At 44.2% G+C, this 26941-nt stretch carries 29 protein-coding genes; 13 read left to right on the top strand and 16 right to left on the bottom strand.

Going from position 1 to position 26941, the window contains the following annotated elements; translation table 11 throughout:
- Positions 1–65 precede the first annotated feature (65 nt).
- The gene (locus ACX0G7_RS04975; RefSeq protein ID WP_458922328.1) at positions 66–728 is read left to right on the top strand and encodes a response regulator; all 663 of its coding nucleotides are present in this window, start codon (positions 66–68) and stop codon (positions 726–728) included.
- Between the two features lie 223 nt (positions 729–951).
- On the opposite strand, the gene ACX0G7_RS04970 is transcribed toward ACX0G7_RS04975, so the two are convergent.
- Complete coding sequence (locus tag ACX0G7_RS04970; RefSeq protein ID WP_458922327.1) at positions 952–2934, bottom strand: M1 family metallopeptidase; 1983 nt, start codon at positions 2932–2934, stop codon at positions 952–954.
- 231 nt (positions 2935–3165) lie between these two features.
- Here ACX0G7_RS04970 and ACX0G7_RS04965 point away from each other — a divergent pair, with 231 nt between their 5' ends.
- The 4 genes from ACX0G7_RS04965 to ACX0G7_RS04950 all read left to right on the top strand — a co-directional run bounded on the left by ACX0G7_RS04965 (position 3166) and on the right by ACX0G7_RS04950 (position 6744).
- Positions 3166–4398, top strand: coding sequence for a TlpA family protein disulfide reductase (locus ACX0G7_RS04965; RefSeq protein WP_458922326.1), 1233 nt, complete (start codon positions 3166–3168; stop codon positions 4396–4398).
- A 149-nt stretch (positions 4399–4547) separates the two neighbouring features.
- On the top strand, positions 4548–5951 hold the full coding sequence (gene xseA / locus ACX0G7_RS04960; RefSeq protein ID WP_458922325.1) for an exodeoxyribonuclease VII large subunit: 1404 nt from the start codon (positions 4548–4550) through the stop codon (positions 5949–5951).
- Complete coding sequence (gene xseB, locus ACX0G7_RS04955) at positions 5948–6166, top strand: exodeoxyribonuclease VII small subunit (RefSeq protein WP_458922324.1); 219 nt, start codon at positions 5948–5950, stop codon at positions 6164–6166. Before xseA ends, xseB begins: the two co-directional genes overlap by 4 nt.
- Before the next feature lie 41 nt (positions 6167–6207).
- Positions 6208–6744, top strand: a complete 537-nt coding sequence (locus ACX0G7_RS04950) for an NADPH-dependent FMN reductase (protein WP_458922323.1) — start codon at positions 6208–6210, stop codon at positions 6742–6744.
- A gap of 19 nt (positions 6745–6763) precedes the next feature.
- On the opposite strand, the gene ACX0G7_RS04945 is transcribed toward ACX0G7_RS04950, so the two are convergent.
- The 5 genes from ACX0G7_RS04945 to ACX0G7_RS04925 form a co-directional block, all read right to left on the bottom strand.
- On the bottom strand, positions 6764–7216 hold the full coding sequence (locus ACX0G7_RS04945) for a PepSY-like domain-containing protein (RefSeq protein ID WP_458922322.1): 453 nt from the start codon (positions 7214–7216) through the stop codon (positions 6764–6766).
- A gap of 111 nt (positions 7217–7327) precedes the next feature.
- Positions 7328–7993 (bottom strand): 16S rRNA (cytidine(1402)-2'-O)-methyltransferase, encoded by a 666-nt coding sequence (gene rsmI / locus ACX0G7_RS04940; RefSeq protein ID WP_458922321.1) that lies wholly within the window; start codon positions 7991–7993, stop codon positions 7328–7330.
- Positions 7994–8060: 67 nt separating this feature from the next.
- Positions 8061–8306, bottom strand: a complete 246-nt coding sequence (purS, locus tag ACX0G7_RS04935; protein WP_458922320.1) for a phosphoribosylformylglycinamidine synthase subunit PurS — start codon at positions 8304–8306, stop codon at positions 8061–8063.
- Between the two features lie 10 nt (positions 8307–8316).
- Positions 8317–9081, bottom strand: coding sequence for a CDP-diacylglycerol--serine O-phosphatidyltransferase (gene pssA / locus ACX0G7_RS04930; protein WP_458922319.1), 765 nt, complete (start codon positions 9079–9081; stop codon positions 8317–8319).
- 9 nt (positions 9082–9090) lie between these two features.
- Positions 9091–10386 carry an aminopeptidase P family protein gene (locus ACX0G7_RS04925; RefSeq protein ID WP_458922318.1) on the bottom strand — a complete coding sequence of 432 codons (1296 nt, stop codon included), beginning with the start codon at positions 10384–10386 and terminating at the stop codon, positions 9091–9093.
- Positions 10387–10697: 311 nt separating this feature from the next.
- Between ACX0G7_RS04925 and ACX0G7_RS04920 the strand changes: the two genes are divergently transcribed.
- On the top strand, positions 10698–11258 hold the full coding sequence (locus ACX0G7_RS04920) for a DUF922 domain-containing protein (RefSeq protein ID WP_458922317.1): 561 nt from the start codon (positions 10698–10700) through the stop codon (positions 11256–11258).
- Between the two features lie 121 nt (positions 11259–11379).
- Here ACX0G7_RS04920 and ACX0G7_RS04915 read toward each other — a convergent pair whose 3' ends face one another.
- From ACX0G7_RS04915 to trpS, 3 genes are all read right to left on the bottom strand, one after another.
- Complete coding sequence (locus ACX0G7_RS04915) at positions 11380–12867, bottom strand: sulfatase-like hydrolase/transferase (RefSeq protein ID WP_458922316.1); 1488 nt, start codon at positions 12865–12867, stop codon at positions 11380–11382.
- Positions 12868–12875: 8 nt separating this feature from the next.
- Complete coding sequence (locus tag ACX0G7_RS04910) at positions 12876–13511, bottom strand: deoxynucleoside kinase (RefSeq protein ID WP_458922315.1); 636 nt, start codon at positions 13509–13511, stop codon at positions 12876–12878.
- Between the two features lie 177 nt (positions 13512–13688).
- Entirely contained in the window at positions 13689–14684 is a 996-nt protein-coding gene (trpS, locus tag ACX0G7_RS04905) for a tryptophan--tRNA ligase (RefSeq protein WP_458922314.1), read from the bottom strand.
- Between trpS and gatC the strand changes: the two genes are divergently transcribed.
- From gatC to ACX0G7_RS04890, 3 genes are read left to right on the top strand one after another with little or no spacing between them, the layout of a single operon-like run.
- A complete protein-coding gene (gene gatC / locus ACX0G7_RS04900) occupies positions 14683–15123 on the top strand; it encodes an Asp-tRNA(Asn)/Glu-tRNA(Gln) amidotransferase subunit GatC (protein WP_458922313.1) in 441 nt (146 codons plus the stop codon). The two genes, trpS and gatC, sit on opposite strands and share 2 nt — an antisense overlap.
- Positions 15124–15177: 54 nt before the next feature.
- Complete coding sequence (locus ACX0G7_RS04895; protein ID WP_458922312.1) at positions 15178–15882, top strand: ABC transporter ATP-binding protein; 705 nt, start codon at positions 15178–15180, stop codon at positions 15880–15882.
- 16 nt (positions 15883–15898) lie between these two features.
- Entirely contained in the window at positions 15899–16459 is a 561-nt protein-coding gene (locus ACX0G7_RS04890; protein ID WP_458922311.1) for a cob(I)yrinic acid a,c-diamide adenosyltransferase, read from the top strand.
- Positions 16460–16464: 5 nt separating this feature from the next.
- Here the strand turns inward: ACX0G7_RS04890 and ACX0G7_RS04885 are convergent, their stop codons facing one another.
- Positions 16465–17118, bottom strand: a complete 654-nt coding sequence (locus tag ACX0G7_RS04885) for an ABC transporter ATP-binding protein (protein WP_458922310.1) — start codon at positions 17116–17118, stop codon at positions 16465–16467.
- A gap of 182 nt (positions 17119–17300) precedes the next feature.
- On the opposite strand from ACX0G7_RS04885, the gene ACX0G7_RS04880 reads away from it, so the two are divergent.
- Entirely contained in the window at positions 17301–17522 is a 222-nt protein-coding gene (locus ACX0G7_RS04880) for a DUF2795 domain-containing protein (RefSeq protein ID WP_014221625.1), read from the top strand.
- Positions 17523–17640: 118 nt separating this feature from the next.
- On the opposite strand, the gene ACX0G7_RS04875 is transcribed toward ACX0G7_RS04880, so the two are convergent.
- The 6 genes from ACX0G7_RS04875 to ACX0G7_RS04850 form a co-directional block, all read right to left on the bottom strand.
- Positions 17641–18030 (bottom strand): VOC family protein, encoded by a 390-nt coding sequence (locus ACX0G7_RS04875; RefSeq protein ID WP_458922309.1) that lies wholly within the window; start codon positions 18028–18030, stop codon positions 17641–17643.
- Positions 18031–18072: 42 nt separating this feature from the next.
- Entirely contained in the window at positions 18073–18885 is an 813-nt protein-coding gene (locus ACX0G7_RS04870; RefSeq protein ID WP_458922308.1) for an enoyl-ACP reductase FabI, read from the bottom strand.
- A 96-nt stretch (positions 18886–18981) separates the two neighbouring features.
- Positions 18982–20640: a DNA repair protein RecN gene (recN, locus tag ACX0G7_RS04865; RefSeq protein WP_458922307.1), complete on the bottom strand. Its 1659-nt coding sequence runs from the start codon at positions 20638–20640 to the stop codon at positions 18982–18984.
- A 94-nt stretch (positions 20641–20734) separates the two neighbouring features.
- Entirely contained in the window at positions 20735–22237 is a 1503-nt protein-coding gene (locus ACX0G7_RS04860; RefSeq protein ID WP_458922306.1) for a tetratricopeptide repeat protein, read from the bottom strand.
- A gap of 108 nt (positions 22238–22345) precedes the next feature.
- The gene (locus ACX0G7_RS04855; RefSeq protein WP_458922305.1) at positions 22346–23101 is read right to left on the bottom strand and encodes a zinc ribbon domain-containing protein; all 756 of its coding nucleotides are present in this window, start codon (positions 23099–23101) and stop codon (positions 22346–22348) included.
- 80 nt (positions 23102–23181) lie between these two features.
- Complete coding sequence (locus tag ACX0G7_RS04850; RefSeq protein WP_458922304.1) at positions 23182–24279, bottom strand: Nif3-like dinuclear metal center hexameric protein; 1098 nt, start codon at positions 24277–24279, stop codon at positions 23182–23184.
- Positions 24280–24426: 147 nt separating this feature from the next.
- Here ACX0G7_RS04850 and ACX0G7_RS04845 point away from each other — a divergent pair, with 147 nt between their 5' ends.
- The 3 genes from ACX0G7_RS04845 (at position 24427) to ACX0G7_RS04835 (ending at position 26931) form a co-directional block, all read left to right on the top strand.
- Positions 24427–25002 (top strand): hypothetical protein, encoded by a 576-nt coding sequence (locus ACX0G7_RS04845; protein WP_458922303.1) that lies wholly within the window; start codon positions 24427–24429, stop codon positions 25000–25002.
- Positions 25003–25063: 61 nt separating this feature from the next.
- Positions 25064–25405 carry a DUF3817 domain-containing protein gene (locus ACX0G7_RS04840; protein ID WP_458922302.1) on the top strand — a complete coding sequence of 114 codons (342 nt, stop codon included), beginning with the start codon at positions 25064–25066 and terminating at the stop codon, positions 25403–25405.
- Positions 25402–26931 carry a carboxypeptidase M32 gene (locus tag ACX0G7_RS04835; protein WP_458922301.1) on the top strand — a complete coding sequence of 510 codons (1530 nt, stop codon included), beginning with the start codon at positions 25402–25404 and terminating at the stop codon, positions 26929–26931. The genes ACX0G7_RS04840 and ACX0G7_RS04835 overlap by 4 nt, the downstream gene beginning before the upstream one ends.
- Positions 26932–26941: the final 10 nt, after the last annotated feature.

Below are 26941 nucleotides of genomic sequence, written 5' to 3'. Positions count from 1 at the left end.
GGTTAATCCGTTAAATGTATACTCTTAGAGATTACCACAAAGTGGTAGTGAAAGACTAACTGAAAATGAGGACATTTGCGGACATGGATATTAATGTGTGTATTGTAGATGATAACAAGGATATCCGCTCGGCATTGGAACAAATTATTTCAATGTCCGAAGGTTATAACCTTGTTGGGAGTTGTCGGTCCGCCGAGGAAGCATTGCTTCATATTCCCTTGATCCAGCCTGATATAGTGCTGATGGATATAGACCTTGGTGAAGGAGAAAATGGGATACAGGTGGTCAGAAAACTGAAGTCCAGTTACCCCGAAATACTGTTCATGATGTGTACGGTATATGAAGATGATGAAAAAATATTTGAAGCACTTAGTGCGGGCGCAAACGGTTACATCGTAAAAAAAACTGCTCCCCACCGGTTACTTGAAGCAATCAGTGAGTTGCAACAGGGCGGGGCACCGATGAGCAGCCAGATTGCCAGGAAAGTAGTGAATGCGTTTCAGCTGCGAACTCCCGAGGCCTCTGCCACGAGAAGCCCGGATCTGAACTCTCTCTCACCCAGGGAAAAAGAAATTCTTGAACTCCTGGCGAAAGGCCTTCTTTACAAGGAGATAGCTGGCCAGTTGTTCATCAGCCAGGAGACAGTCCGTAAACATGTCTACCATATCTACGAGAAGCTTCATGTCAATAACCGGGTAGAAGCGATCAACAAGTTTTTCGGTCGTTGATTGATCAGCAACCGGAAGACATCTTTTGGTGTCTACCCTTTAACATAGTGATCGTAAAATCTTACCACTTCGTGGTATTCGCGGTAAAGGTCCCTTCGGTATCTTTGAAATGGCTGCCCCGCGAATACCTTAAATCATTAAGCTTATCCCGATCGTGAAAAAAAAAATGGCTACCTCCTTATCGGGCAGCCATTTTACTTTTAGCTTGTTTATATTATCTCCTTTAAAATGGAATCTCCAGTTTGTTGTTGCGCCTTTCCAGGTCAGCCATCCTTTGAGAAGGATCAATCTCTATAACCTTCATTTCAGATAATTTTCTCGGCAGTTCCACTACATAGGTGAGGTGAGTCCAGCGCCATGGCTGAAACACCTTGCGTGGCATTTTTTCGTCCTCTATGGGCTTTTCGCCGAAAGCCAGGTAGGTAGGTATATATGCCAGCTCCTGGGTACCATCTTTATAATTGATCACCAGGTCGATTGGCATGGGCATCTTGCCTATCATCTTCAACCGTATTTTTGATTTTCCGCCTTCTTCCCAAAGACTGTCAATTCCATAATCGATGGTCTTGGTGCTGTTTACAAAATACTCTTTGTACCAGTCAAGTTTAAGCCCACTGACATTTTCAGCGACCCTTATAAAATCATTGGCATTCGGATGTTTAAATCGCCATAACCTGTAATATTCCAGCAAAATTTTATCCCTTACGGCATCGCCGGTGATATAACCGAGCTGGGCAATAAATACACAACCTTTCGAATATGCGGCGGCACCGTAAGCTGCGTTTAAATTGAAATGATCTGCATGCGTTGTTAGTGGCTCCTCTATGCCACTTTTGGCGAGGTTCATATAGGATAAATAACTGGCCCTGTCATATTTCGGGAGAAGTTTTGAAGTTGAATCCAGCGTTTTCAGGTACGCAGGATTATTAGCGGCTCGCTTCATCAATACGTTTTCACGGTAAAAAGCCTGTACACGGTTTGTGGCAAAATCGGCGAACCCTTCATCCATCCATGCATATAATGATTCGTTCGAAGCCAGGATCATCTGGTACCAGCTATGCATCCATTCGTGGAAGGCCAGGCCAATTCCTGGTCCGGAAACCAATGTAGCCATGGGATACTCCATACCACCATCACCCCCATGCATAAACGAATATTGTTTATATGGATACTCTCCAAAGTTTTTTTCGATAAATGGCAACGCTGTATTTGCTGCATCAAGTACATCCTGCCACTGCTTGTCGACAGACTCCAGGTATTTGTTGAAATCATTACCAAGTTCGTTTTTGCGGGCTGCGCTTAATTTTTCGAACTGTTCTTTAAGAAAATTTTCATCGCGATTGTAGAATACATGAAGGGTTGGACCATTTGGAACATTTTTAGACAGATGCCTGTATTCCGGATCCGCGGCCCACATGAAATCATGTACATTAGGCGCTACGAAATGCCAGGTCATTTTGTTACCCGCCGGCCTCACCACTTTTGTTCCCGGGCTTTCATAACCATAGCCAATCTGGGCAGGGTTCTGCAGGTACCCGGTTCCACCGAGTATATACGTTTTATCAATATTTATCTTAACATCATAGTCGCCCCACACGCCATAGAACTCACGTGCTACATACGGCGTGGGATGCCACCCTTCGTAATCATATTCACACAGCTTGGGATACCATTGGCTCATCGAATAACGTACCCCGTTGGCTGCATCCCGGCCACTTCTCCTGATCTGCACGGGCACCTGCGATTCAAACTCCATTTCGAAAGTGACTTTTGATTTTGGAAGGATCGGGCGCGTAAGTCTGACTTCAAGGATCGTTTCACGCATCACATAATCCTGGGCGACACCATTCATCTTTAAAGAAAGGACTTTTTGATATCCGATCTCAGTTTCAGTGAGCCTGGAGATTCTGTCCCTGACCCTGGGATCCCAGTCTCCGCGACCCAGCTTTCCGAGTTCACGGCTCCTTACATCCATCATGCTACCGGGTTGGAAAGCATTCCAATAAAGATGATAAAAAACCTTTTTTAAAGTATCCGGTGAATTATTGGTGTATTCAAGTTGCTGCTTTCCGGTAAATCTGTTGGTGGTTACATCAACGTCTACATTCATCACATATTTAACCCTTTGCTGCCATCGGTCGGGCTGACTATAAGATACATTGCAAACTAAAAGAGAGATAATCAGAACAATAACAAGTTTTTTCATACCTGGTTTGAAAATTTTTTTTATGGAATCGCGGAAGATAATGCAAAATCTTATCCGGAGTAGTTAAGTAACCAATAAAGAGCCATTATCAGGTAAACCAGTTGCATGTTAAAAATTTTATTAATTCGTTAACAGCTTCTGATATTGAACGATATTTGAATGATCGGGGGTTACAACCGGAATTTTTGAAAGCATTTATAAGCGATGAAGATACAGCGGTCAAAAAAATGTATGCAGTTGTCGTTAGACTGCGTGTACGCAACCAGGTCAGTTTTATCGGGGATGCTCGTTGTTACCAGTAGGCTCTCATTTATAAGTAGGCTATTTGCTAAAGGCAGGCTCTTTCAGAATGGTTGCGCACTAAGCGTTAAGTTGCCCCTGATTATATTACTACAAATATGCGGTGCTGCCGGTAACGCTCAATCTACACTCGGGATCGCAGTTCATGGGAATCAAACAGTTGAAACGTTTTCATTTTTGCGGATAAACACCATTTCAGACACCCATTCTATCGATACTTTCACCAGGGTGAAAGAAACAGGTGATTATCGTTTACAGGTACGCAATGTCCTTATCCCGGGAACAGGATTTATCAGGCAAGGCAAAAGGAATCTGAGAGAAGTTTTTATAGCGCCGGGATATCCCCTGCAGATCATCATCAGTGACAACCCGGGGATAAATACAGAAACGGTTAAAGGGGCATGGGGAGAGCTCGACAGTGTTTTTCAGAAGGCGAAAAGCGGGCAACCGGCAGCAATCAATCCCGGGTACACTTCGCTGAAAGATCCGGCAGAAATCAGACGATATGATCAACTGCTGAAAACTATTGATACGGCAATCGATGTGCGGCACCGTTCACTCAAAGATTTTCTTTTTTATAAACTGATGCGCCAGGCGATCGACTCCTCGCAGGGGCTCCTGGAAATCAATAATCACAAAACGCTGTATCAACCTTACCTCAACCAGTTGTCATATGGCACCCTGAGAAATGATATTGACCGACGTTATCATTATAAGCTTAATCTGTTAACTAGCGTACAACTAGGAAGGCCTGCTCCCGTGTTCCGGTTGAAAGATACAACCGGCAAAATCTTTAGCCTTGAAAGTTTCAGAGGCAAGCTTGTTTACATGGATCTTTGGGCAAGCTGGTGTTTACCCTGCAGGCTGGAAACACCTTATATGCACAGTATAATAAACAGATATAACCAACGGGCAGATATCGCTTTCATAGGTGTGGCGGTAAGTGATAAAATGTCCGACTGGAAGCGTGCCCTGAAGCTGGATAAGCCACGGTGGTTGCAGTTGCATGATAGTAATACCTTTGTAGTAAATGCATATGCTGTAAGCGGTGTGCCACGGTATATACTGATCGATAAAAATGGGAACGTGCTTGATTTTAATGCCCCCCCTCCGAGCCAGCATGCTGAGTTAACCGCTATAATAGATAAAGCATTGAGCAATTGAAGGCGTTGAGAATTAAAGACACCGGGCAATTAAAAACATTGAGCAATCAAAAGGAATTAGTAGTCAATTATGCCAGATTAAAAACATCGAGCCGTAAATGCTTAAAGAAACCAAAGCATTGAGCAATTAAATGCAATTAGCAGTCAATTATGCCCGAAACGATAAATGATAAAAGAGTATTCTCATTACTGGAGGTGTCAAAAAGCATCCAAAAGACGCTCAATGAAAGATACACGAGTTCATTCTGGATCAGGGGTGAAGTAAACAAGTTGAATTTGTATGCGCAGTCAGGCCACTGCTTTCCAGAACTGGTTGAAAAGAAAGATGGGCGGGTTATTGCAGAACTGAAATCCGTTTTATGGCGTGATGATTACAACCGTATTAATCGTCAGTTCCTGGAAGTTTTGCATGAACCATTAAAGGATGGTATCACTATTCTTTTTTCCGCCCGCATTCAGTTTGATCCGGTTTTTGGCTTGAGCCTCCGGATAACTGAAATTGATCCGTGGTATTCTCTTGGTGAACTCGAGAAGGAGAAACAACTTGCCATTGCCCGTCTCCAGGCAGAAGGTATATTCGAGAAAAACAAGTCGCTGAGTTTCCCGCTTCTCCCCAAGAGAATCGCCATTATTTCAGTTGAAAGCAGCAAGGGGTATTCTGATTTTATGAAGATTATGAAAGGGAACAGTTGGGAATACAGTTTCTTTTCCATGTTGTTCCCTGCTTTCCTTCAGGGCGATAAAGCAGTGCCTTCCATCATTTACCAGCTAAAACAAATCAAAAAAGTAATCGCTCACTTTGACGTGGTCGCCATTATCAGGGGTGGCGGCGGTGATGTGGGTTTAACCTGCTACAATGATTATGAACTTGCAAAAACAATTGCACTTTATCCGATACCGGTGATCACAGGTATCGGTCATTCTACCAATGAAACGGTAAGCGAAATGGTTGCTTTCAAAAATGCGATCACACCTACTGAACTTGCCGATTTTCTGCTTCAACATTATCATGAATTCTCTGTGCCCTTGCAGGAAGCAGAAAACATGCTGGTCCAAAAAGCCAATCGTTTGATCCGCGAAGAAAAAACATCGCTGCTGAACCTTGCGAAATACCTGAGGTCCGTAACCAGGGCCGCTATAACCAGCGACAAACAAAAGATAGCGTTTGCTTCAAGATCATTATTGCAACACTCACGCAATGCAATTTTGATTTCTGAAAGATCACTCAATCAGTACAGCCGCCAGGTTTCAGGCGCTGCAAGTATTTGGCTATCCCGGAACCGGAGCTCAGTTGATGAACAGCGAAATGCGCTGGCAACAGCCAGCCGGGGACTTATCAAACAAAAAGCAGGAGATCTCCAAAACATGGAGAAGGTAATAAATATCCTGAGCCCTATGCAGGTGTTAAAACGAGGCTACAGTTTCACGACAGTCAATGGCAAACTGCTGACTACACTCAGTCAAATAAATAAAGGAGACAAAATCATCACAGCGGTTACGGACGGAACTATTGCTTCGACCGTAACTTCTACAAAAACTACCATAGATCTATGAACGAAATCCTGAATTATACCGACGCGTTTGAAGAACTTCAGTCAATCGTATCTGAAATGGAAGAAGGTGAAATTTCAGTTGATCTTCTATCAGAAAAGGTTAAGCGGGCCGCTTTGCTGATTAACATTTGTAAAAAGAAGCTCGCGGAAACAGAGGGTGATGTGAGCCAGATCCTGAAGGAACTGGAGGACACTGAAGGCAATGACAAACCGTGAATACCCTGCTACTGAATGGCAAGATTAATTTAACCTGTACCATGCAAAACAAAATCCTGATAGTGCCGGGAAGTCTAAGAAATAATTCTTCTTCACACAAACTTATTCCAGCTGTTTCGAAACATTTTCCCGCCAATTATGAAACCAGGGTGTTCGCAGGCACCGGTGAGCTTCCTCATTTCAATGACGCTGACGAACCTTCAGATGCTGTTGTCGAATGGAGAAAAACGATCGCGGATTCCCAAGCTGTAATATTTATTACACCTGAGTATGCCTATGGTGTGCCCGGCACTTTGAAGAATGCTCTTGACTGGATAGTCGGATCAGGTGATTTTGTAAACAAACCGACGATGCTTATTACTGCAGCAACCGGCGGCGAACATGCCCACGAGTCGCTACTTGCAATCTTAGGCGCTTTAACGGCTCCACCGGCTCCCGGGTGTGCGCTGTTGATCTCCTTTATCAGGTCAAAACTGGATGAACAGGGTAATATAAAAGATCCGGAACTCGAATTGAAAATTGGTGAAGCAGTGAAAACATTACTAGCTGACATAAGCAACCGAAAACAATCTTCATGACGTACCTGGAACCTTCGTTTTACAAGGTGATCTTATCTTTTAACAATCTTCCCTGCGAAGAGTACACTAAGTTCTTTTTCTGAATGTCGGTCTTGCCTACCAGCACCCGATACTGTACCTTATCACCCGGCAGTTGGATCTTGTGTATCTTTTCAATCTCCCAGTCGGCGTATTTACTTTTTTCAAAACCTTCTTTGACATCAGAAGGCAGATCATCAACAGCTAATTCACTTTCGGTATTCAGCCATTCTCCCTTCGAATTATATTTTGCTTCATAGCTGACCCCATCCCTGCTAAAGACAGCAGAAAACACTGATACCTTGTCGCGCCATTCCACGCCGTTAGCATCAGGATATTTGTCTTTAAATGAATCAGTAACTGCAGATGGGATCTTTCTGATCTGGGCTTGTATGGGAGCGGCGAAAAAGCAAAACGCAACTATCATGAACACCGCTGAAAATAAATGCTTCATAAATTTGATGATAAAAATGAGGGTTGGTAATAAATCCATTTCTATAATGCAAATATCAATCCCGCACTATCAAATAAAATCACAAAGTTTCATCGGCAGAGTTACAAAGCTTTATTCCAATCCTGCAACTACCAGTACTATCTCCCCTTTCACAACCTTTTGATTGAAGTGATCATACACTTCCTGTAATGTTCCGCGCACATTTTCTTCAAAGATTTTTGATAGCTCACGACTCACACTGCATTGTCTGCCCGGCCCGAGGTATTCTATAAAATCCGCCAGGGTTTTTACAAGCCGCATAGGCGATTCATAAAATATCATGGTCCTTTCTTCGAGTGCGATTTTTTTGAACATGGACTGGCGCCCCTTTTTTAGCGGGAGAAATCCTTCGAAGGAAAACCTGTTCGCAGGGAGGCCGCTGTTTACCAGCGCCGGGACAAATGCAGTTGGTCCCGGGAGACACTCTACTTTTACCCCTTCCCGTATACATGCTCTTACTAAAAGAAAACCCGGATCAGAGATAGCGGGTGTGCCTGCATCAGTGATCAGTGCCATTGTTTTACCGCCAAGCATCTGGTTAACCAGGTGCTGTACAACCTGGTGTTCATTGTGCTGGTGATAAGTGGTAAGTTGTTTTGTGATCTGGTAGTGATTCAATAACCTGGAAGAAGTACGTGTGTCTTCAGCAAGTATAAGGTCAACCGACTTCAGCAACTCAAGCGCGCGTAGCGTTATATCCTGCAAATTGCCAATGGGAGTCGGTATGATATAGAGCATAACGCAAAGTAAAATTCAGTGACATAGTGAAGCACTCAGGATTCATCACCAAAACCCAGGTTTAAATTCAGTTAACTTGTACTTCGAAATATTCCATAACCGGGTTGGCCAATAATTTTTTCGAAGCTTCTTCGGCAATCGCCCTGGCTGCGTCCGGATCAGCTGCTTCAACCTGCAGGGTAATATTTTTGCCAATCCTGACATCGGAAACATTTTTCAAACCAAGATTGGAAAGGCCGCCCATTACTGCTTTACCCTGGGGATCCAGCAACTCTTTTAACGGCATAACTTTAACCTCAACAGTATATAACATGATAATTGGTTTAATACCTTTTTTCCTTAAAGATCAAAGATACTATGATGTAAAGAATAAAAATAACGGGAACCGCCAGCCATTGTAAAAAAACTATTGCGATCACAGATAAGCCCAGCAGTATAAACTTGGAAAGGTTATTTTTCACAGAAAAGTCCGAAAACTTCATGGCCATCAATGGAAGACGGCTTACCATCAGCAGACTTAACACAAGAATTACTGCATACAACAACCACTTGTTCGTAAACAATGTATTGAGCTCAAAATTCTGGCTACCGAAGAGGATCAGTGGAAAAGAAGCAACAACCAACCCTGCAGCAGGTATGGGCACTCCCCTGAATCCAAACTGCTGGCTTTTATCAATATTGAACCTTGCAAGGCGGTAAGCCCCTGCGCAGGGAAAAATAAAGGCCGGAGCCAGTGCCATCATACTTGTATCCAAACCGGTTTCTTCCTGGATGTATGAGATCCTTAACAACTGGTAAAGAATCATTGCAGGAGCAACGCCGAAGCTGACGACATCGGCAAGGGAATCCAGTTGTTTGCCCATGGCAGAAGTTGCATTGAACAATCTGGCAACGAAGCCATCAAGAAAATCAATAATTGCGGCGATACCGATGAATACTGATCCCCACCAGATCTTTTCTGGAAATTGTGCAACCCAGCTTCCGCCATCCTGCATAATTAAAGACTCTCCCGTTTGAAGAATGAATACAATGGCTATACAACCGAAAAAAAGATTGAGTAGGGTAAATACGTTCGGGATCTGCTTCATAGATATTGTTTAGTTAGCTTTCTTCATAAGCGATTCAATGTCTTCTACCGTAACCGGAATATTTTCCATCAGGTCCTTGTTTCCATCGGCAGTCAGCCACACATTGTTCTCGATCCTGATACCAATCTGCTCCTCCTCGATATAGATTCCGGGTTCAACGGTCAACAACATTCCTTCAGTCAAAGGTTCAGTCCTCGTGCCGAGATCATGTACATCAAGCCCGAGGTGGTGGGAAATTCCGTGGTAAAGAAATTTCCTGTATAATTTATTTTCGCCGTCTTCATTTTTTGCATCGGCTTCGGAGATCAGGCCAAGCTTTACAAACTGCGTGGTCGCTTCCTTCCCTACCCTGTCAGTATAATCATTCAGTGTGATACCAGGCTTCAAAATGCTTTTGGCATAGTTGTGCAGGTGCAGGCAGGCATTATATACCTCTTTCTGACGGGCACTAAACTTACCACTCACTGGTATAGTGCGCGTCAGGTCGGCATTGTAACCACCATATGATGCTCCAAAGTCCATCAGAATAAGTTCACCTTCTTTGCACTCCTGGTTGTTGGTGACATAATGAAGTGTCCTGGCGCGATCGCCGGATGCGATGATGCTTGAATAAGCCGGACCGTCTGAACGCTGAGATATAAAGGAATGATATATTTCCGCCTCGATTTCGTATTCCATAACACCAGGTCGAACAAATTTCAATACACGGTCAAAAGTATTTTTCGTTATATCAACCGCCTTTTGGACTACCTCAATTTCGAAAGACGATTTTACTCCACGGAGATCCTTTAGGAGGCGGGCACTGCGGCGGTAATTGTGCAGGGGGTATTTATCTCTCATTTCTTTGGCGAAACGGTAATCTCTCACCGGCACCGAGTTCGACTTCCTGTCGTTTTCATTAGAGTTGAGATAGATATTATCTGCCAGGTGGATCCACGTTTGCAGTGGTGCTTCCAGTACATCGAGCCACATTACACTTTTTATTCCTGATATGGCTTTGCCCTCATCTGCCCTTAACCTTTTACCATCCCATTTCTCTTTTAACTCGTTAGGACGGACAAGAACGAGCACCTCTCTGTACAAGGGATCGGGATTGTCAGGAAAGAGAATCAGCATCGTGTCTTCCTGTTCTATACCTGTAAGCCAGTATAGATCTGAATTTTGCTTAAACCGATGGAGCGCATCCCCGTTCATCGGTAATTCGTCGTTAGAATTGAAAATGGCTATTGAGTTTTTCTCCATCCTTTCGATAAAGCGCTTCCTGTTCCCAATAAATATCTCCGGATTAAGGGGCAAATGTCTCATCTCTTGATTTTCAAGGCTGCAATTTATCTAAAAAAATGTGGATCACAGGCTTTATGATGAGCCGGCCGGGCGTTTCAAAAATATAAATGATAGCAAATGCACCGAATTCCAGATTTTTTGTGGATATTAGACGCCAGTTTTAAAGTTTTTCCGGTCTCAACGATTTCTGCCATAGGAACTCCATCAATCTTTGATGGAGTTTTTTTGTTTTAAGGGGCGATGTTTGGGGTCGACATGGTCGGTTGTCAGAATAAATTTTGTGAAATCTTTTAATATTGATTAATAAATTTTGCCGTTAGTATTACACATCTATGAATAGTCTCATTATTTATCTCTTCCCCTTCCTGTTGTTTGTTTTTGGTGATCCTGATCAGAAGGACCTGATCGAATGGAATAGTGCGAAACGCCTTAACTGGACCGACTTCAAGGGACGGGTGCCGGCGAACGCCTCCAATGCGGCACTTACGAACACCGCCATCAATGTAGAATTTGGTTTTAGTAAGAAGGGCATGACTTATTCAATTAAATGCCGGTTTGACAAAACGAAATCATGGGTCAGGATCAAAAATGACCTGGTGCTGGGGCATGAACAAGGGCATTTTGACATTGCTGAATTGCACGCGCGGAAGCTGAACAAAGCGCTGAAAGAATACAAATTCAACAGCAAGACAGTTAGTGATGATGTGAATAAGATCTATGAAAATATAATGAAGGATCATCATAGTTATCAAAGCGAATATGATCAGCAAACTGATTTTTCGAGAAAAGTTGATAAGCAGATGGAGTGGTTAACAAAGATCGAGAAAGACCTGAAAAGCCTCGATGTCTACCGTGCCTATACGCAGGAATTAATGCAGGAATCATCTAAATAAAACATTGCCCCTTGCAATAACCGTTGGGCCTGGCGGCAATCTTCCACATCCGGGGTGACAGATTTTGACACGCTTACAACAATCTTCCTGCGGCTATTTGTCACTCCATTGCAACTACCACTTATCGCACTATACTGTCTTTTTGCAGAGGAACCTTCAGCCCAAACACTGTATTGAACAACAATGGAAACACATTTACATTGCTTAATGCAGGATACCAGGACTCATAACTTCGCGAAGGAAGATATATAGCCTGGAGATTATTATAAGCATAAAAAGGACTCTTCCTGGCGAGGTGCCTTGAGCCATGATCACTCAACAGCAGAATGATCGCGCTGTCTTTTGTATTAGCCTTCAGGGTATCTATAAAATGTCCGATTTTATTATTCGAATAAACGAGGTATTGGAGATAAGCCGAATCTACCTCTCCTGCTTCCCTGGCGCTCCCATAATTTGTAAGTCCTAAATAATTGCCCATGCTGTCGCGCACCAATGGATCATGGGGCATCATCAGGTGCAGATAAGTAAATGAAGGGGCCTCGTATTGGGTTGCCGACTGTTTCAACACTTCACTCATCATCAGGTTATTGTTTTCGTCTGCGAGCGCCGCATTTCTTTCGGCAATATCCCGCATTCCGAATTTTTCAGCCATAATATCGGGTAGCGCTTTTGCCACCCGGTAGTACATAGTCTGATGTTGTACCAGGTTCATTTTATCGGGCAGCAGGCCATTTGAGTAGGCCGGTGCCTGTCCACCGAAATAAAAAGGAGATTTGTTGATCACGCGGTAACCCATCCCTCGGAACATCTCACAGGTCCTGTTCTTATCCAACGCCTGAAGGGCCTGTTTATACGCGTAATGATTTGAAATCACCGCCGGCGCCGCATACGGGAGGAGTTCCATATTTAAGAGGGAAGCCATTGAATAGATGGTGAGCTGATAATTGCTGGACGGGTTGCTTGTTATATGAAAGTTATGACCAGCCAGTTTATCCCTGAACGCATTGTTTGGATATCGGTAATAGGAATTGAGGCCTTCATTGCCAACATATTCATCCAACAAAATAAGATATACAGAGGGCTTGCCTTTGCCGGTGGAAGCCGTATTGACCTGGTCGGTGATGCCCGAATTTTCAGGAGCCGGTCCGTTAATGTTTGTCCGTGCAAAACTGAACAGGTCCACGAACAAATAAATAAGCATAAGGATGGTAAGAAACATCCTGGACCTGCTGAAAGAGGACCGTGATCTTCGCACGAGGAAAAAACCGGTAATGAGAAAAACTATGCTGAAAGGAAAAAAGATGGTCAGTCTTCCCAGTGTTGCTATTGCTCTTTGACCGGAGACCATGTCCTGGAGCACTCCGAAGAAAAGTATGATCAATAACAGGAAAGCAGTATATATGGTTGCTTTGCCCTCGTTTTTGAAAACGAGATTAAACAAGCGTTGAAGGAAAAGCGAAACGGCAATCAATACCAGTGATAATAAAACCAGGCTTCCGGAAGGAACAGAACCAAAATGCACGACGTAACCATGAAATGCGAAGTAGATTACAATAAGAATGATCAGGCCCTGGTGAAGGAAAAACTTCGAGAATGTTTCCCGTTTCATTTCAAATATTAAAACAACCCGTAAATCTGCGCATCTATTTTGGAGATAATATCACCAAGATGCTCTTCATTTTCAGGAAACTTGTTTTTATCAACGTCGATCACAAGTAATGGACCTTCACGGTAACTCTCGATCCATTTGTTATAATAATCATTAAGACGTTTCAGGTAATCGAGTCGTATGTTTTCTTCATATTCACGGCCACGTTTCTGGATCTGGGCGACCAGCGTAGGGACAGAGGCTTTCAGATAAATCAGCAGATCCGGTGGTTGAACCATCGATTTAAGTGTTTCAAAAAACTGAAAGTAGTTGTCATAGTCACGTTTGTTCATAAGCCCCATCTCGTGAAGGTTTGGCGCGAAAATGTGTGCATCTTCATAAATGGTCCTGTCCTGGACAATTGTTTCCGTACCCCGTTGTATATCCAGCAACTGATTAAGGCGGCTGTTCAGGAAATAAATCTGGAGGTTAAAAGACCAGCGTGGCATGTCTTCATAAAAATCAAAAAGGTATGGATTATGATCCACGTCTTCGAATTGCGGGATCCATTTATAATGTTTACTCAGTAATTCCGTCAGCGTTGTTTTACCGGCACCTATGTTTCCTGCTACTGCTATATGCTTTGGTTTCTTACTTTTTGCCATTTTGAGCGCCTGTTTTCAATTTTGTTTTGTCAAGATATGAATTATTCAACCTTTACATCCAATTGGCAGAAACATATTCCTCCGGTAACAATTGGTCAATTTGTCCCCCCCACTTAAAAAAATCGGTCAGCTTGTTCTGCCGGCTTAGTAACTGATTGCTCGGCTTGTTCTACCTGATTAATAATAATTAAGTCCCATCGCTTCCCGCACGATTGACATAGTTGCGGCGGCGCTCTTAGTCGCTTTTTCGGCCCCTTTTTCCATCACTTCCCGGAGATATTTTTCATCATTGCGGATCGCGTCTGCCTTTTCCCTGATTGGCGAGATAAATTTTACCATGTCCTCTGCCAGTTGCTTCTTCATATCACCATAACGGATAGTGCAGTTATTGAAAGCCTCTTCAAAGCGGGCAGTTGTATCTGCATTACTTGCCAGCTGCATAAGCTGGAACAAATTCTTAATATAGGGTGGCTTTTCAGCATTCTGCTCCGTCGGGCCACTGTCAGTCTGTGCTTTTTTTATTTTATCTGTTATCACCTTGTCGCTGTCCGACAAATAGAGGGTTGCGTTCTGATTCTCACTTTTGCTCATTTTCCCCGTGCCATCCAGGCTTGGCACCTTCGTTAATTCAACGCCATAATTAAATGCAAGCGGTAATGGAAAAATTTCTCCATACCTGTGATTAAACCGGGTAGCAAAGGTCCTGGCCATTTCAAGATGTTGCTCCTGGTCCTTACCGACAGGTACATACGTTGCACGATGTAACAGGATATCTGCAGTCTGAAGCACCGGATAGGTCAGCAAACCGGCATTTGAATTATCAGGCTGCAATCTTACTTTTTCCTTGAAGGTGACCGTTTTTTCAAGCTCTCCTTTATAGGCAAGCATATTCAGATAGAGGTACAATTCAGAAGTCTCGACTATATGACTCTGGCAGTATAGGGCCGCTTTGTCGGGATCAAGGCCGCAGGCAAGATATTCAGACAAAACACGCCTGACATTAGTTTTCAACTCCCTGGTATCGGGATGCGTTGTGAGTGAATGGAGATCAGCGATCATAAAATAACATTCGAACTCATCCTGGAGACGAACGTAATTTTTTACTGCTCCGAAGTAATTTCCCAGGTGTAAAAATCCGGTCGGCCGGATCCCACTCATTACGATCTGTTTCATGCGTTCATTGATGTTTTATCCGAAATCCCTGTCCCGGATACGTCAGGGAAATCTCCTATTCTTCAAATGGACGGCGAAGATAGAGATAAAGCAGTTTTTTGTTATTTTTGTTTTCATGGAAGTGAACGACAAAATGATTGAAAACCTCGCTAACCTGGCTAGGCTTGAATTCAATGATCAGGAGAAGACAGATATCAGGAAAGATCTCGAAAAGATGATCAGGTTTGTAGAAAAACTCAATGAACTCGATACTACCGGCGTAGCCCCGCTGCTGCACATGTCCGGAAATCTTAACATATTAAGGGAAGATACGGTTAAGGGCTCCGTAAGTCTTGAAGATGGTCTGAAAAACGCCCCCGACCACGATAGCCGTTTTTTCCTGGTTCCAAAGGTTATCTCGAAGCCCGACAATGCCGAAATTAATTCGGATCAACCGTAATAATTGCTTTTCTTTACGACCCATGTATTGCATTAATCAAATCAAAAAGTCCTGATGACCCCGATCATACATCTTGAAGATATCCGCAAAAGTTATTACATGGGTAAACAGGCAATTTCTGTTTTGAAGGGAATAAACCTGGATATCTTCAAAGGGGATTATGTGGCTTTGATGGGACCTTCCGGCTCAGGAAAAAGTACACTGATGAATATCTTAGGCTGCCTTGATACTCCCACTGCCGGAACCTATATTCTGAACGGACATGATGCCAGTAAGATGGCTGATGATAATCTTGCCGAGATCCGTAACAAGGAGATCGGCTTTGTTTTTCAACAATTCAACCTCCTTCCACGCCTGACCGCTGCCGAAAATGTGGCGCTTCCACTGGTTTATGCCGGCATTCCGAAAAAACTAAGGACGGAGATGGCCATGGACGTTATATCCAAGGTTGGCCTGCAGGATCGTAGTCACCACAAACCGAACGAACTGAGTGGTGGTCAGTGTCAGCGTGTTGCCATTGCCAGGGCACTTGTAAATAGTCCCGCACTGATCCTTGCCGATGAACCAACGGGTAACCTCGACTCTAAAACTTCCGTTGAAATTATGGAGATCTTCAATGCGATACACGCCAGTGGTAACACAGTTGTACTCGTTACGCATGAAGAGGATATTGCGAATTACGCAAAACGCGTTGTAAGGTTAAAAGACGGGCTTATTGAAAGCGACCGATTAAATACTGAGAAATTGGTTCATGCATAAATAGTTCCTCCACACCATGGCATTCAAGATCTACACTAAAACCGGTGATTCCGGTACCACCTCATTGATTGGAGGAACTAAAATTTCAAAAGCAGATCTTCGGATAGAAGCCTATGGAACGGTCGACGAGTTAAACTCATATATAGGCCTTTGCCGGGATCTTATCGCTGATGAGCACTCTAAACTAATACTCCAGGAGATCCAGGACAGGTTGTTTACGATTGGTTCATCGCTTGCGGTCGATCCGGGGAAAGAATCCAAATTAATGATCCCTGACCTGCATGAAGCGGATATTAACCTGCTGGAACAGGAAATTGACGTTATGAATGAAGCCCTGCCAGCGATGAAAAATTTCATACTCCCCGGCGGGCACGTTACCGTTTCGAATATTCATATCACCCGTTGTGTCTGTCGTCGTGCAGAACGGCTAAGTGTAAGGCTTATAGATGTGACCCATGAAAATTACCCGCTTGTGATAAAGTACCTCAACCGGTTGAGCGACTATCTTTTTATCCTGGCGAGATTTATAGGGAAGGAACTGGGTGCTCCTGAGATCGCCTGGAAGCCAAGGGTCTAATAAATTTATTCGACAATTTTTCCATCTTTCATGTGCAGGATGCGGTCACTCATAGTGGCCAGTTCCTCGTTATGGGTAACCACCAGGAAAGTCTGACCCATACGGTTACGCAGATCAAAGAAAAGCTGGTGCAGTTCCCTGGCATTGCCAGAGTCGAGATTGCCCGTAGGTTCATCGGCGAAGATGATCGCGGGATCATTAATCAGTGCCCTCGCGACTGCGACACGCTGTTGTTCCCCCCCGGAAAGGCTGCCAGGTTTGTTTTCAACCCGGTGTTTCAACCCAAGCGTTTCAAGTAGTGAAACTGCTTTCTCCGCAACTTCCTTTTTCTTTCGTCCCGCCATCCAGCCGGGTATGCATACGTTTTCGATAGCGCTGAATTCGGGGAGAAGGTGGTGAAACTGGAAAACAAAGCCAATATGTTTATTCCGGAATGCTGCCACCTCCTTCTCGCGAAGGTAATTCACCACCTGCCCATTGATGACTACTTCCCCCGCCGATGGTGCATCCAGCGTACCGAGGATATGCAGAAGGGTGCTTTTACCTGATCCCGACGGGCCGGCTATGCTTACGATCTCGGACTTGGCTATCTCGAGGTCCACACCTTTTAACACCTGCAGCTTTCCGTAGAATTTTTGTATGTTGACAGCTTTTAACATAAGTCTTTATCAGCGGCGTAAATTACTACAAACCAGTCGGTTCAGGAGGCTAAAAGGAAAATTAAAATAAATATGATACCATTTTTCAATATTAGATTTGGTTATATCGTTTAGAAATTTACTTTTGCGAAAAAATTACGGGGAGAATTCAATTCCCGGATCAAATTAAAACGGGTATAATAATGTTTTGGACACTCGAATTAGCATCCTATCTCGAAGACGCACCCTGGCCTGCTACCAAGGATGAACTTATTGATTACGCGATCCGCAGCGGCGCACCCATTGAGGTGGTTGAAAACCTGCAAGAGCTCGAAGACGAAGGTGAAATCTATGAGGGCATCGAAGACATCTGGCCGGATTATCCCAGCCAGGATGATTTCTTTTTTAATGAAGACGAATATTAAGAAGCAAATTATCAGAATAACAAAAGCGGACCATTGAGTCCGCTTTTTATTTAAACCGTTATCTTGTTTACACCGTTTACTTGTCTGAACCGTTCACTTGTCCGAACCGTTTACTTATTCAGACAGTTATCTCGATCCTGTTCTTTTCGGGGTCCAAAAACACACATTCGTAATATCCGTCGCCCGTGATCCTTGGTCCATCCAGCAATTCAAACCCATCGCCGATTAACCTGTCTGCCATATCATCTACTGCATGCGCTGACCCAACAGAGATGGCAAAATGTACCAGGCCCGAGAACTGCCTGTATGGATCATTAGCGGAGGCAGGAATACCAGGCATTTTCATCAACTCAATCCGAGGGCCATGGCCGAAAGTCAGGAAAATCGACTGGAACTGCTTCACGGGGTTTAAGTAAACCGGGCCGGCAGTCGCGCCAAAATACTTGCAATAAAACGCTTTCATGCGCTCCAGGTCCGATACCCAGATCGCGAGATGTTCAATATGCATCTGGACAGGATGTTGATTAGAAAGTATAAAGTTGGATGGTGATTACTTTTCCATCTGTGTAATTACGCCTTCCGTTACGCCCATTGTCGAAAATCCACCATCATGAAATAAATTCTGCATGGTAACCATCTTCGTAAGGTCACTGAAAAGAGAAACACAATAATCTGCACACTGATCCGCTGTGGCGTTTCCAAGAGGGCTCATTTTCTCTGCATAACCAATAAATCCGTCAAATCCTTTAACCCCTGAACCAGCCGTGGTTTTGGTCGGAGACTGGGAGACGGTGTTGATCCGCACCTTTTTTCTTAACGCATAATGATAGCCAAAACTCCTGGCCACACTTTCAAGTAAGGCTTTTGCATCGGCCATTTCACTATAATCAGGAAATACACGTTGGGCGGCTATATATGAAAGAGCAACAACACTACCCCACTCATTGAGCATGTCCATGTCCCATGCAGTTTTCAAAACCCGGTGCAGCGACATTGCCGAGATATCAAGTGTTTTTTGATTGAATCCATAATCGAGGTCAGTATAACCACGTCCCTTTCTCACATTCAGGCTCATCCCCACGGAATGCAGGATGAAATCAACACCACCATTGAAATGAGCCGCTGCTCCTTCGAAAAGTTTCTTCAGGTCATCCATATTCGTCACATCGGCCCCGAATACAGGTGCGTTTATTTGCGCTGATAACTTATTTATTTCCCCCATACGAAGGGCAACCGGTGCATTAGAAAGTACGATACTCGCGCCTTCTTCATGACAACGCAATGCGGTTCTCCAGGCCATCGATTTTTCATCTAACGCTCCGAAAATAATTCCTTTCTTCCCTTTTAAGAGATTGTACGACATAGTGGATTTTTGATAGTGATTGAAATGTTGCGGTAAAAATAAGGGATTATAGCGAAGTAATACTTTCAGCAGACAGGCCTGTTATCCAGGATCAGATCAGTTGTTTACCATTTCACGTGCATTCTCCAACGCAGCTGCAGTTGGCTTTTCGCCGCCAAGCATTTTTGCAATTGCCGTTATCCGTTCTTCGTTGGACAGCATCCTGATATTGGTTTTGATCGTATCGCCCTTGATCTGTTTATAAACAAAAAAGTGTGCATCCGCCCGACTTGCTATCTGCGGCTGATGTGTTATCGATATCACCTGGCGTTTCCGTGCAAGGCCTTTCATGATTATGCCCACCTGTTTTGCTGCTTCACCGGAAATTCCGGTATCGATCTCATCAAATATCAAAGTCGGCAGGTCAAGTGATTCGGCTACCAGTGACTTAATGCACAACATCAGCCGGCTTAATTCTCCACCTGAAGCCACCTTCCTGATAGGTTCAAACCGGTTGCTCTTATTCGCATCAAACAATAATTCTATCTTGTCAAGTCCATCCTCCCCCAATGATGGCAGTGCAGAAATACGGACTTTCAGCCTTGCGTTTGGCATACCAACCTTTGAAAGCAGGTCGTTTACGTTTTTTTCAAGCGGAGCGACCTGTCTTGTTCTGTTTATGGTCAGGTCATTGGCAATACCCGTGGCCTCCTTTTGTAAATTATTCATCAGGACCTGGGTCGTGGCAATCGATTCATCAATATTCAGAACATCCTGGAGTTTTTCCTGCAATTCGTTTTTGATCATAAGGAGATCAGCAGTTGACTTGACCCCATGCTTTTTCTGCAGTTTATAACCCACCGCAATTCTTTCATTGAGTTCTTCAATCCGGCGGGGATCATATTGTACATGGTCACTAATGTTCTCTACTTCATCTGCAATATCCTGGAGTTCTATCTGGGCAGATTGGAGGCGACTAAGGATATCCGGCAATTTTGCATGGTACGATGAATAGGTCTGCAGCTGGCCGCATAAAGATTTCAGGGATGAGACTACAGGCTCCTCCCCCCCGGTCAGATCATAACTCAACTTGTTAAGCACGGCCTTTATGCCTTCTGAATTTGATAGGAGATTGAGCTCAGCGTCTGCTTCTTCGAGTTCATCTAGCTTCAACGCCGCCTCTTCCAATTCATCAAATAAAAATTTATTGTAATCAAACTCTTTGGTGAATTGTTCCTTTTTTGAGTTAAGCTCAGCGAGTTCCCTGACAGCGTTTGTCCATTGACGATATACTGCCGTATAATTGTTGAATACCCGCGCATGCCCAGCCAACGCATCAATCACCTCCAGCTGGAAATCGGCGTCACCAAGTTCCAGCGTATCAAACTGCTGATGCAGGTCCACCAACATAGAACTCAGCCTGCGGAGCTGTTCAAGATTTACGGGAGTATCATTTACGAATGCCCGCGATTTTCCGTTTATATTTATTTCCCGGCGGATAACAAGTTCGTCTTCGACATCAAGATCTTCGGCCTTCAAAAACTCCCGGATGTCCTTTTTTTTCTCCGTTGCAAAAACTGCTTCAACAAAACATTTTTTTTCCCGGTTTTGCAGGACAGTCAGATCTGCACGCTCACCAAGAATCAATGAAAGTGCGCCCATCAATATTGATTTTCCTGCCCCGGTCTCCCCGGTTATGATATTTAGTTTGCCGGAGAAATCAATTTCTATGTCATCTATGATTGCGTAATTCTGGATATGAAGTCTGTTAAGCATATATTTTATTCCTGCTGATCAATGCTCGCTGATAAAAACTGAAAATTAGCTATTTCGCCTTAGTAATCATGGTGAAAATGCGAGAAACCACAGGTTATTTTCCACCATCTTTCACCGCCACCCCGCATCTGTCAATACCCGCCTTGGCACGCTGGTCGATGCCGTTCTTGTAGTCGTGATCCTTCATCGCGATACAGGTTTTGAACCAGCCCAGTGCCTCTTCATAGTTTTGTTGTTTCTCGTAAATGAATCCAATCTGTAAGGCAGCCCTGGCCGCAAAATATTCCTGCCGGTCCTTGCCATCACGGATGGCAAGTTTATAAAAATTTATAGCTTCGGTATCTCTGCCCAGGTCATCGTAAATTCTTCCCGCACGATAATAGAACTCGGTTTTTTCTTCAGGTTTTTGAAAATCGGCGGCCGATTTTCCATGTAACAGGCGTAGTGCCTCACGGTGATAACCACCATCGCTATAAAGTCTTGCCTGCAACAACAGTTTGTTTGGCCAGGAATTCGTCTTCGCTTCTTTTTGTGCCTGTTTGTCGGCTTCACTGTCGGTGTTGCCTTTGGTAAGTATCAGTTTTCTTATACCATCCGCTTTCACCTGGTCACCTTTCATATAATACAGCCAACTGATTTTCTGTAGCGCATCCTTCATATAAAACCTGCCTTTGAAAGTTGCAGCAAAACGTTCGAGATAATACAGTGCTTCGGGGGAACCTTTGTACAGTAAGATGTAGCCTCTTTCGAGGTCCCAGACGGGTGATTGCAGGTATCCCGGCGCGGTACTTCTTTTATCAAGGATGTCGAGGGCAGTCTCCGCCTGCTGGTTATGTGTACTAAGGTTGGCCGCGAGATATGAAAAAAGATGATTGTTTACGAGATCAAGTTTCTGGCTGCGGACATATGCCAATACACCTTCCTTATCATTTTCGATATAGTATGAAAGATAGCAGTAATAAAATATTCCTTCATTGCGGTAAAGCAGGGCTCCGCGGTCCGGCGACTGAAGGAATGTTCGCAACTCCTTCATGCCTGATTGAATACTGCCGCGTATACCCATCATATTGGTGAGCCATCTGTAACCGTCGGGTATAGTGCCGGCAGCCACCTGCATGGCACCACGGTACATTTGATTAGGAAGGAACTGCGGATATCTTTTAGCGTTATCTTTTACCTGTATAAAAGAGCGACGGAATTCCCAGCCCGCATCCCAGTTATGGCCGAATTTAATTTTGATAACGGCCCATTGGAAATGGATTGTGGCTGTACTAAAAAGATAGTAGGGAGAATTAGTGGGACCTTTACCGAGCAGGGTCAATCGCTTATCGCGGTTTGACACGCGCCGGGTATACTCATCCGGATCTTCATTAAAAAACAGCGTAAAGAAATCAATGTAATTTTCAAGCAAATGCGGAATCAGGTTTTCCGGGTGTCTCTTTTTCTCCAGGTCGATAAGATGTTGTCCCGATTGCAGTCTGAGCCTGAGGATTTCCTGGTATGCCTCCTGACAATCCTTGTTAAAATCGAATATCTTTTCCGCGTGAAGCGAAGCCAGGTTGAGTAGCAAAAATAAAATGGAAAATATCCGCTTCATAAGGACTGCACCATGTTCTTTAATTCCATCTCTCAATATAAAAAATAAAGGTGTTCATTTTCACGAACACCTTCAGATATAAATTATGCCAGTATAGCTCCCTCAGGATCATTTAACATCAACACTGTCGAACAGGTCGCGATCAACCAATATACGACCGCAGTTCTCACACACGATGATTTTCTTGCGTTGTTTGATCTCGCTCTGACGCTGGGGAGGAATTGCGTTGAAGCAACCACCACAGGCATCACGTTCAACCGGAACAACCGCTAAACCATTGCGGTAATTTTTACGGATACGATCATAAGAATTCAGGAGACGCTCTTCCACTTTTTCACGGGCATCAGAAGAAAGTTTACTGAAATGTTTTTCTTCTTTTTCAGTGGATGCTATGATTTTTTCAAGTTCACCTTTTTTTGTCGCGAGCACGCCTTCTTTTGCAGCAATGTTCTTTTTCGCACGATCGAGCAGAATTACCTTTTCACCTATTTCTTCATTTGCATCTTTTATATGCTTTTCAGCAAGCTTCATTTCAAGCTGCTGCATTTCAATTTCCTTGTTAATTGCCTCGAATTCGCGACTGTTTTTTACATTCTCAGATTGTTTCTCATACTTTTTTATGAGAGCTTCTGCATCCTTTATCAGGTTTTTCTTGCTATTGATAAATTCCTGGATCCCGTTGATTTCTTCTTCTATCCTTGTTTGCCTGGCATTCAAACCGGTTATCTCATCTTCCAGATCACTCACTTCCATTGGTAATTCGCCTTTCAGGATCTGGATCTCATCGATCTTTGATTCTACCTTTTGCAGGGCTACCATGGAGGCTAATTTTTCCTCAACAGAATAATCTTTTACGTTGGCCATATTTTGATTGATGTTTTAGTGTTAAGGCCTGAAACAATTGGTGGATCAGAACCAGTTCCCCTGTCACCAGGTTATGGTGATCACAAAAAGTAATGGACCGGGTTGGTTTTTACTTTTGTTTTGAGGACGGCAAAGTTAGTAAATTTTTCGCGCAAAATATCATATAGGAGGTCAATCGTGTACTGCTCGCTTTCGAAATGCCCTATGTCGCAGATCATCATCCGGTCATTGGCGTCAAAAAACTCGTGATATTTTATGTCGCCCGTCAGATAAACATCAGCTTTCGCAGCTAATGCCTTATTAATCAGGAAGCTACCCGATCCACCACAAAGGGCGACCACATTAACGGCTTTGTCCGGTGCAGTTGTGTGCCTCAATACCTGAAGGTCGAAAGCCGCTTTAACTTTCCCTAAAAATTCCTGTGGCGGTACGGGAACCTCCAATTCGCCGATCAGCCCCGAGCCCACCCTGTCATATTCGTTAAGTAGCCTGACAACGTCGAACGCAACTTCTTCGTAGGGATGCACCGCCCTCATAGCCTTAAGGAGCCTGGCTTCCAGGTAAACCGGGAAGATAACCTCAATGCGGCGTTCGTCTTCCAGGTGGCGTTCGCCCGGTTTGCCCACGTATGGATCCGTGTCCTCGCCTCCCTTAAAACTTCCGGTGCCAGGCGTACTGAAGCTGCATTCGCTATAGTTCCCGATACTGCCCGCCCCTGCTTCAAACAAAGCATCTTTTAGTTTTTCTTCGTGGGCAGCCGGTACAAATACATACAATTTTGCCAGCTGGTCTCTTTTAGGAGAGAGCACTCTCCCGTTAACGAGCCCGAGTTTATCTGCCATTTGTTTGTTCACCCCGCTTATTATGTTGTCGAGGTTGGTATGAATAGCATAGATCGCTATATCATGTTTTATCGCGAGGATAATAGCCTTCCCTACATAATTTTCCCTATTCAGTTTTTTCAAACCCTGGAAAATGATGGGATGATGGGCCACTACAAGATTTGCACCGGCATTAATGGCCTCATTTATTACTTCGGCTGTTGAATCCAGGCAAACAATTACACCTGTACATGGTTGATTTGAATCACCGGTTATTAATCCCGCATTGTCATAAACTTCCTGCAAAGAAGGAGGAGCGATTGTTTCCAGGTGAGCGATAACTTCCTTGATGTTCATACCGTAAAGGTAAAGCCCTGAGCGCAATGCAGGAGCTGTAGCGGCAACAGTTTCTGTCTCTCCGATTCTTACCGCACACTTTTGAGAGAGCAAGATAACGGGTATTGTAAATATTGCCTAGATTTACGAGCACCTTCAACACTTAATATGCGCACAACCTGGATCATTTTGTTGCTGACCATTGCTGCCGCAGCTGGTTTATATTTTTATTTTAGCCGTAAACCCAAGCCTGCTGCATATGACACTATCGCGTTCAGGAACACGCCGGATTCTATCCTGCAAAAAGTAAAAGTGTATACGGCTGACCGGCCGGTAGAGGTGTTTTATAATGACAGTTCGTGGACATTAGCGGACAGCACGCCACTCACAAGGATAATGACGAATCGTACAACCGATTCAATCACTAAACGTTATGCAGAAAAAACGTTGATTGTCACTTATGACGAAAAGTTTTTTTATGACATGGACCTTCGCAAGGCAGATTCCAATGCCGCTTATACCATAAACCTGCAACTGGTGCCCGTGTCGGATAGCATGATGGTCTATGGCAGCATAGATCAAAAAGATGCCGGCGTTATCAATTTCCGGAATCCAATGGCAAGCATGTTCAGAGCATTTGTGATTACGTATAGTGACAGGGTACCCGACTCTCTTAAGACCGACACGGCCGGAGGGGGACCACAGACCAAAGCCACAAAGATCATAACAGTACTCAAGCCCTGAAATTCGTTGGGAAGAGGGAAATTGAATCGTCAACTTCGACATTCGTGGTTATTTTTGCCGGATGAACGGATCAAAAACCGGCATATTAAGTTTACTCAGGAAAATCGGTTTTGCTGAAGGCTTATCATGGCTTCTCCTCCTGGGTATTGCTATGCCATTGAAATATCTGGCGGGGCAGCCCTTACCAGTGAGAATTGTCGGGTGGATACACGGCCTTCTTTTCATTGCATATCTCGTTCAGCTTTACCGGGTCCAGCGGGCTTATAGATGGCCATTGAAAAAAACGATAGCAGGGTGCCTGGCAGCCTTTTTGCCTTTCGGCACCTGGGTCTTTGATGCTCAATTGAAAAAAGAACAGGATCCTTTACCCTTAATCGATTCAAAACCACGAACTTATTCATGACGCACCTGGATCAGAACGAATTATATAGTCAGTACAAAACGGCCATGAGCCGGATTGCCGACCTGCGCTTTTCTTCGGCATTGTTACAATGGGATCAGGAAACTTATATGCCGCCTAAAGGGGCCGCGTTGAGGGGCCAGCAGATCGCAACCCTCACGGAAATGGCCCATGAACTTTTTACAAGCAAAACATCCGGGGATCTTTTCACTCATCTCGTTGAATCGTCGGTTACTGACAACCGGGAGAAACGAAATGCGGAGCTCAGCCTGGAGGATTATACAAGGCTGCAAAAGATACCAGCAGCCTTTGTCCGCGAACTCTCGGAGACGGTTAGCCAAAGCTTCCACAGCTGGATGGAGGCAAGAAAGGCTAATGATTTCAACCTGTTTGCCGGTGATCTTGCGAAACTGGTATCACTCAAAAAGCAGGAGGCAGGCTATCTTGGTTACGACAACCATCCATACGATGCGTTGCTTAATGAACACGACAAAGGCACAAATGTATTACTTCTTGATGCGGTGTTTACACAGATCAGGGGGCCACTGAAAGATCTGCTGCAGCAAATTGTGAACTCCGCACCGGTAGACGATTCTTTCCTACGCCGGCATTATCCCCGCGACCGGCAGTGGGCGTTCGGGATGGACCTGCTGAAAAGACTCGGCTACGACTTTGAAGCAGGCAGGCAGGATGTTTCGGAACATCCTTTTAGTGTGAGTTTTAATAACCAGGATGTGAGGATAACCACGAGGATCGATGAAAATGATCTGTCGTCCATGACGTGGAGTTGCATACACGAACTGGGGCATGCGCTCTATGAGCAGGGTTTGCCGGGAGATCAGTATGGCTTGCCGGGGGGCGAGGCGGCGAGTTACAGTATTCATGAGTCGCAGTCGAGGTTGTGGGAAAACCATGTTGGTCGCAGCGAATCATTTTGCGCAGCCTTCTTTCCCCTGTTCAAACAATACTTCCCTGAACAGCTTGCCGATATCGAGGTCGAACAGTTTTACAAAGCAATCAATAAGGTGCAGCCTTCCCTGATTCGTACGGAAGCAGATGAACTAACCTATCATTTTCATATCATGATAAGATATGAACTCGAAAAAAAGCTGCTGGAAGGGAGTTTACAAACCGTTGATATTCCGGCATATTGGGCAGAACAATACAAGTTGTATCTCGGTGTGGATGTTCCTGATCACAAGCGGGGCTGCCTGCAGGATGTCCATTGGAGCCATGGAAGCTTTGGTTACTTTCCAACCTATTCGCTTGGAAGCTTTTACGCCGCCCAGTTTTTCCATTGTGCCATTGAAGGCGGCCAGGATAAAAACGAAAATAGTAAAACCATCCGGGAAGCGGTAAATTCGGGTAAGTATGAAGCGTTACTTGCCTGGTTAAGATCAAACGTGCACACAAATGGCAGATTGTATACCAGCGAAGCACTTTGTGAGGTGATTTCCGGGAAAACGCTGGACATCAATTATTTTTTATCGTATTTGCTTGATAAATACAGGAAAATTTACAACTTTTAAGGTCCAATCC

The sequence above is a fragment of the Flavitalea antarctica genome (assembly GCF_054461535.1).
The sequence above is the reverse complement of the archived record's forward strand: the minus strand, read 5'-3'. Positions and strand labels throughout refer to the sequence as shown.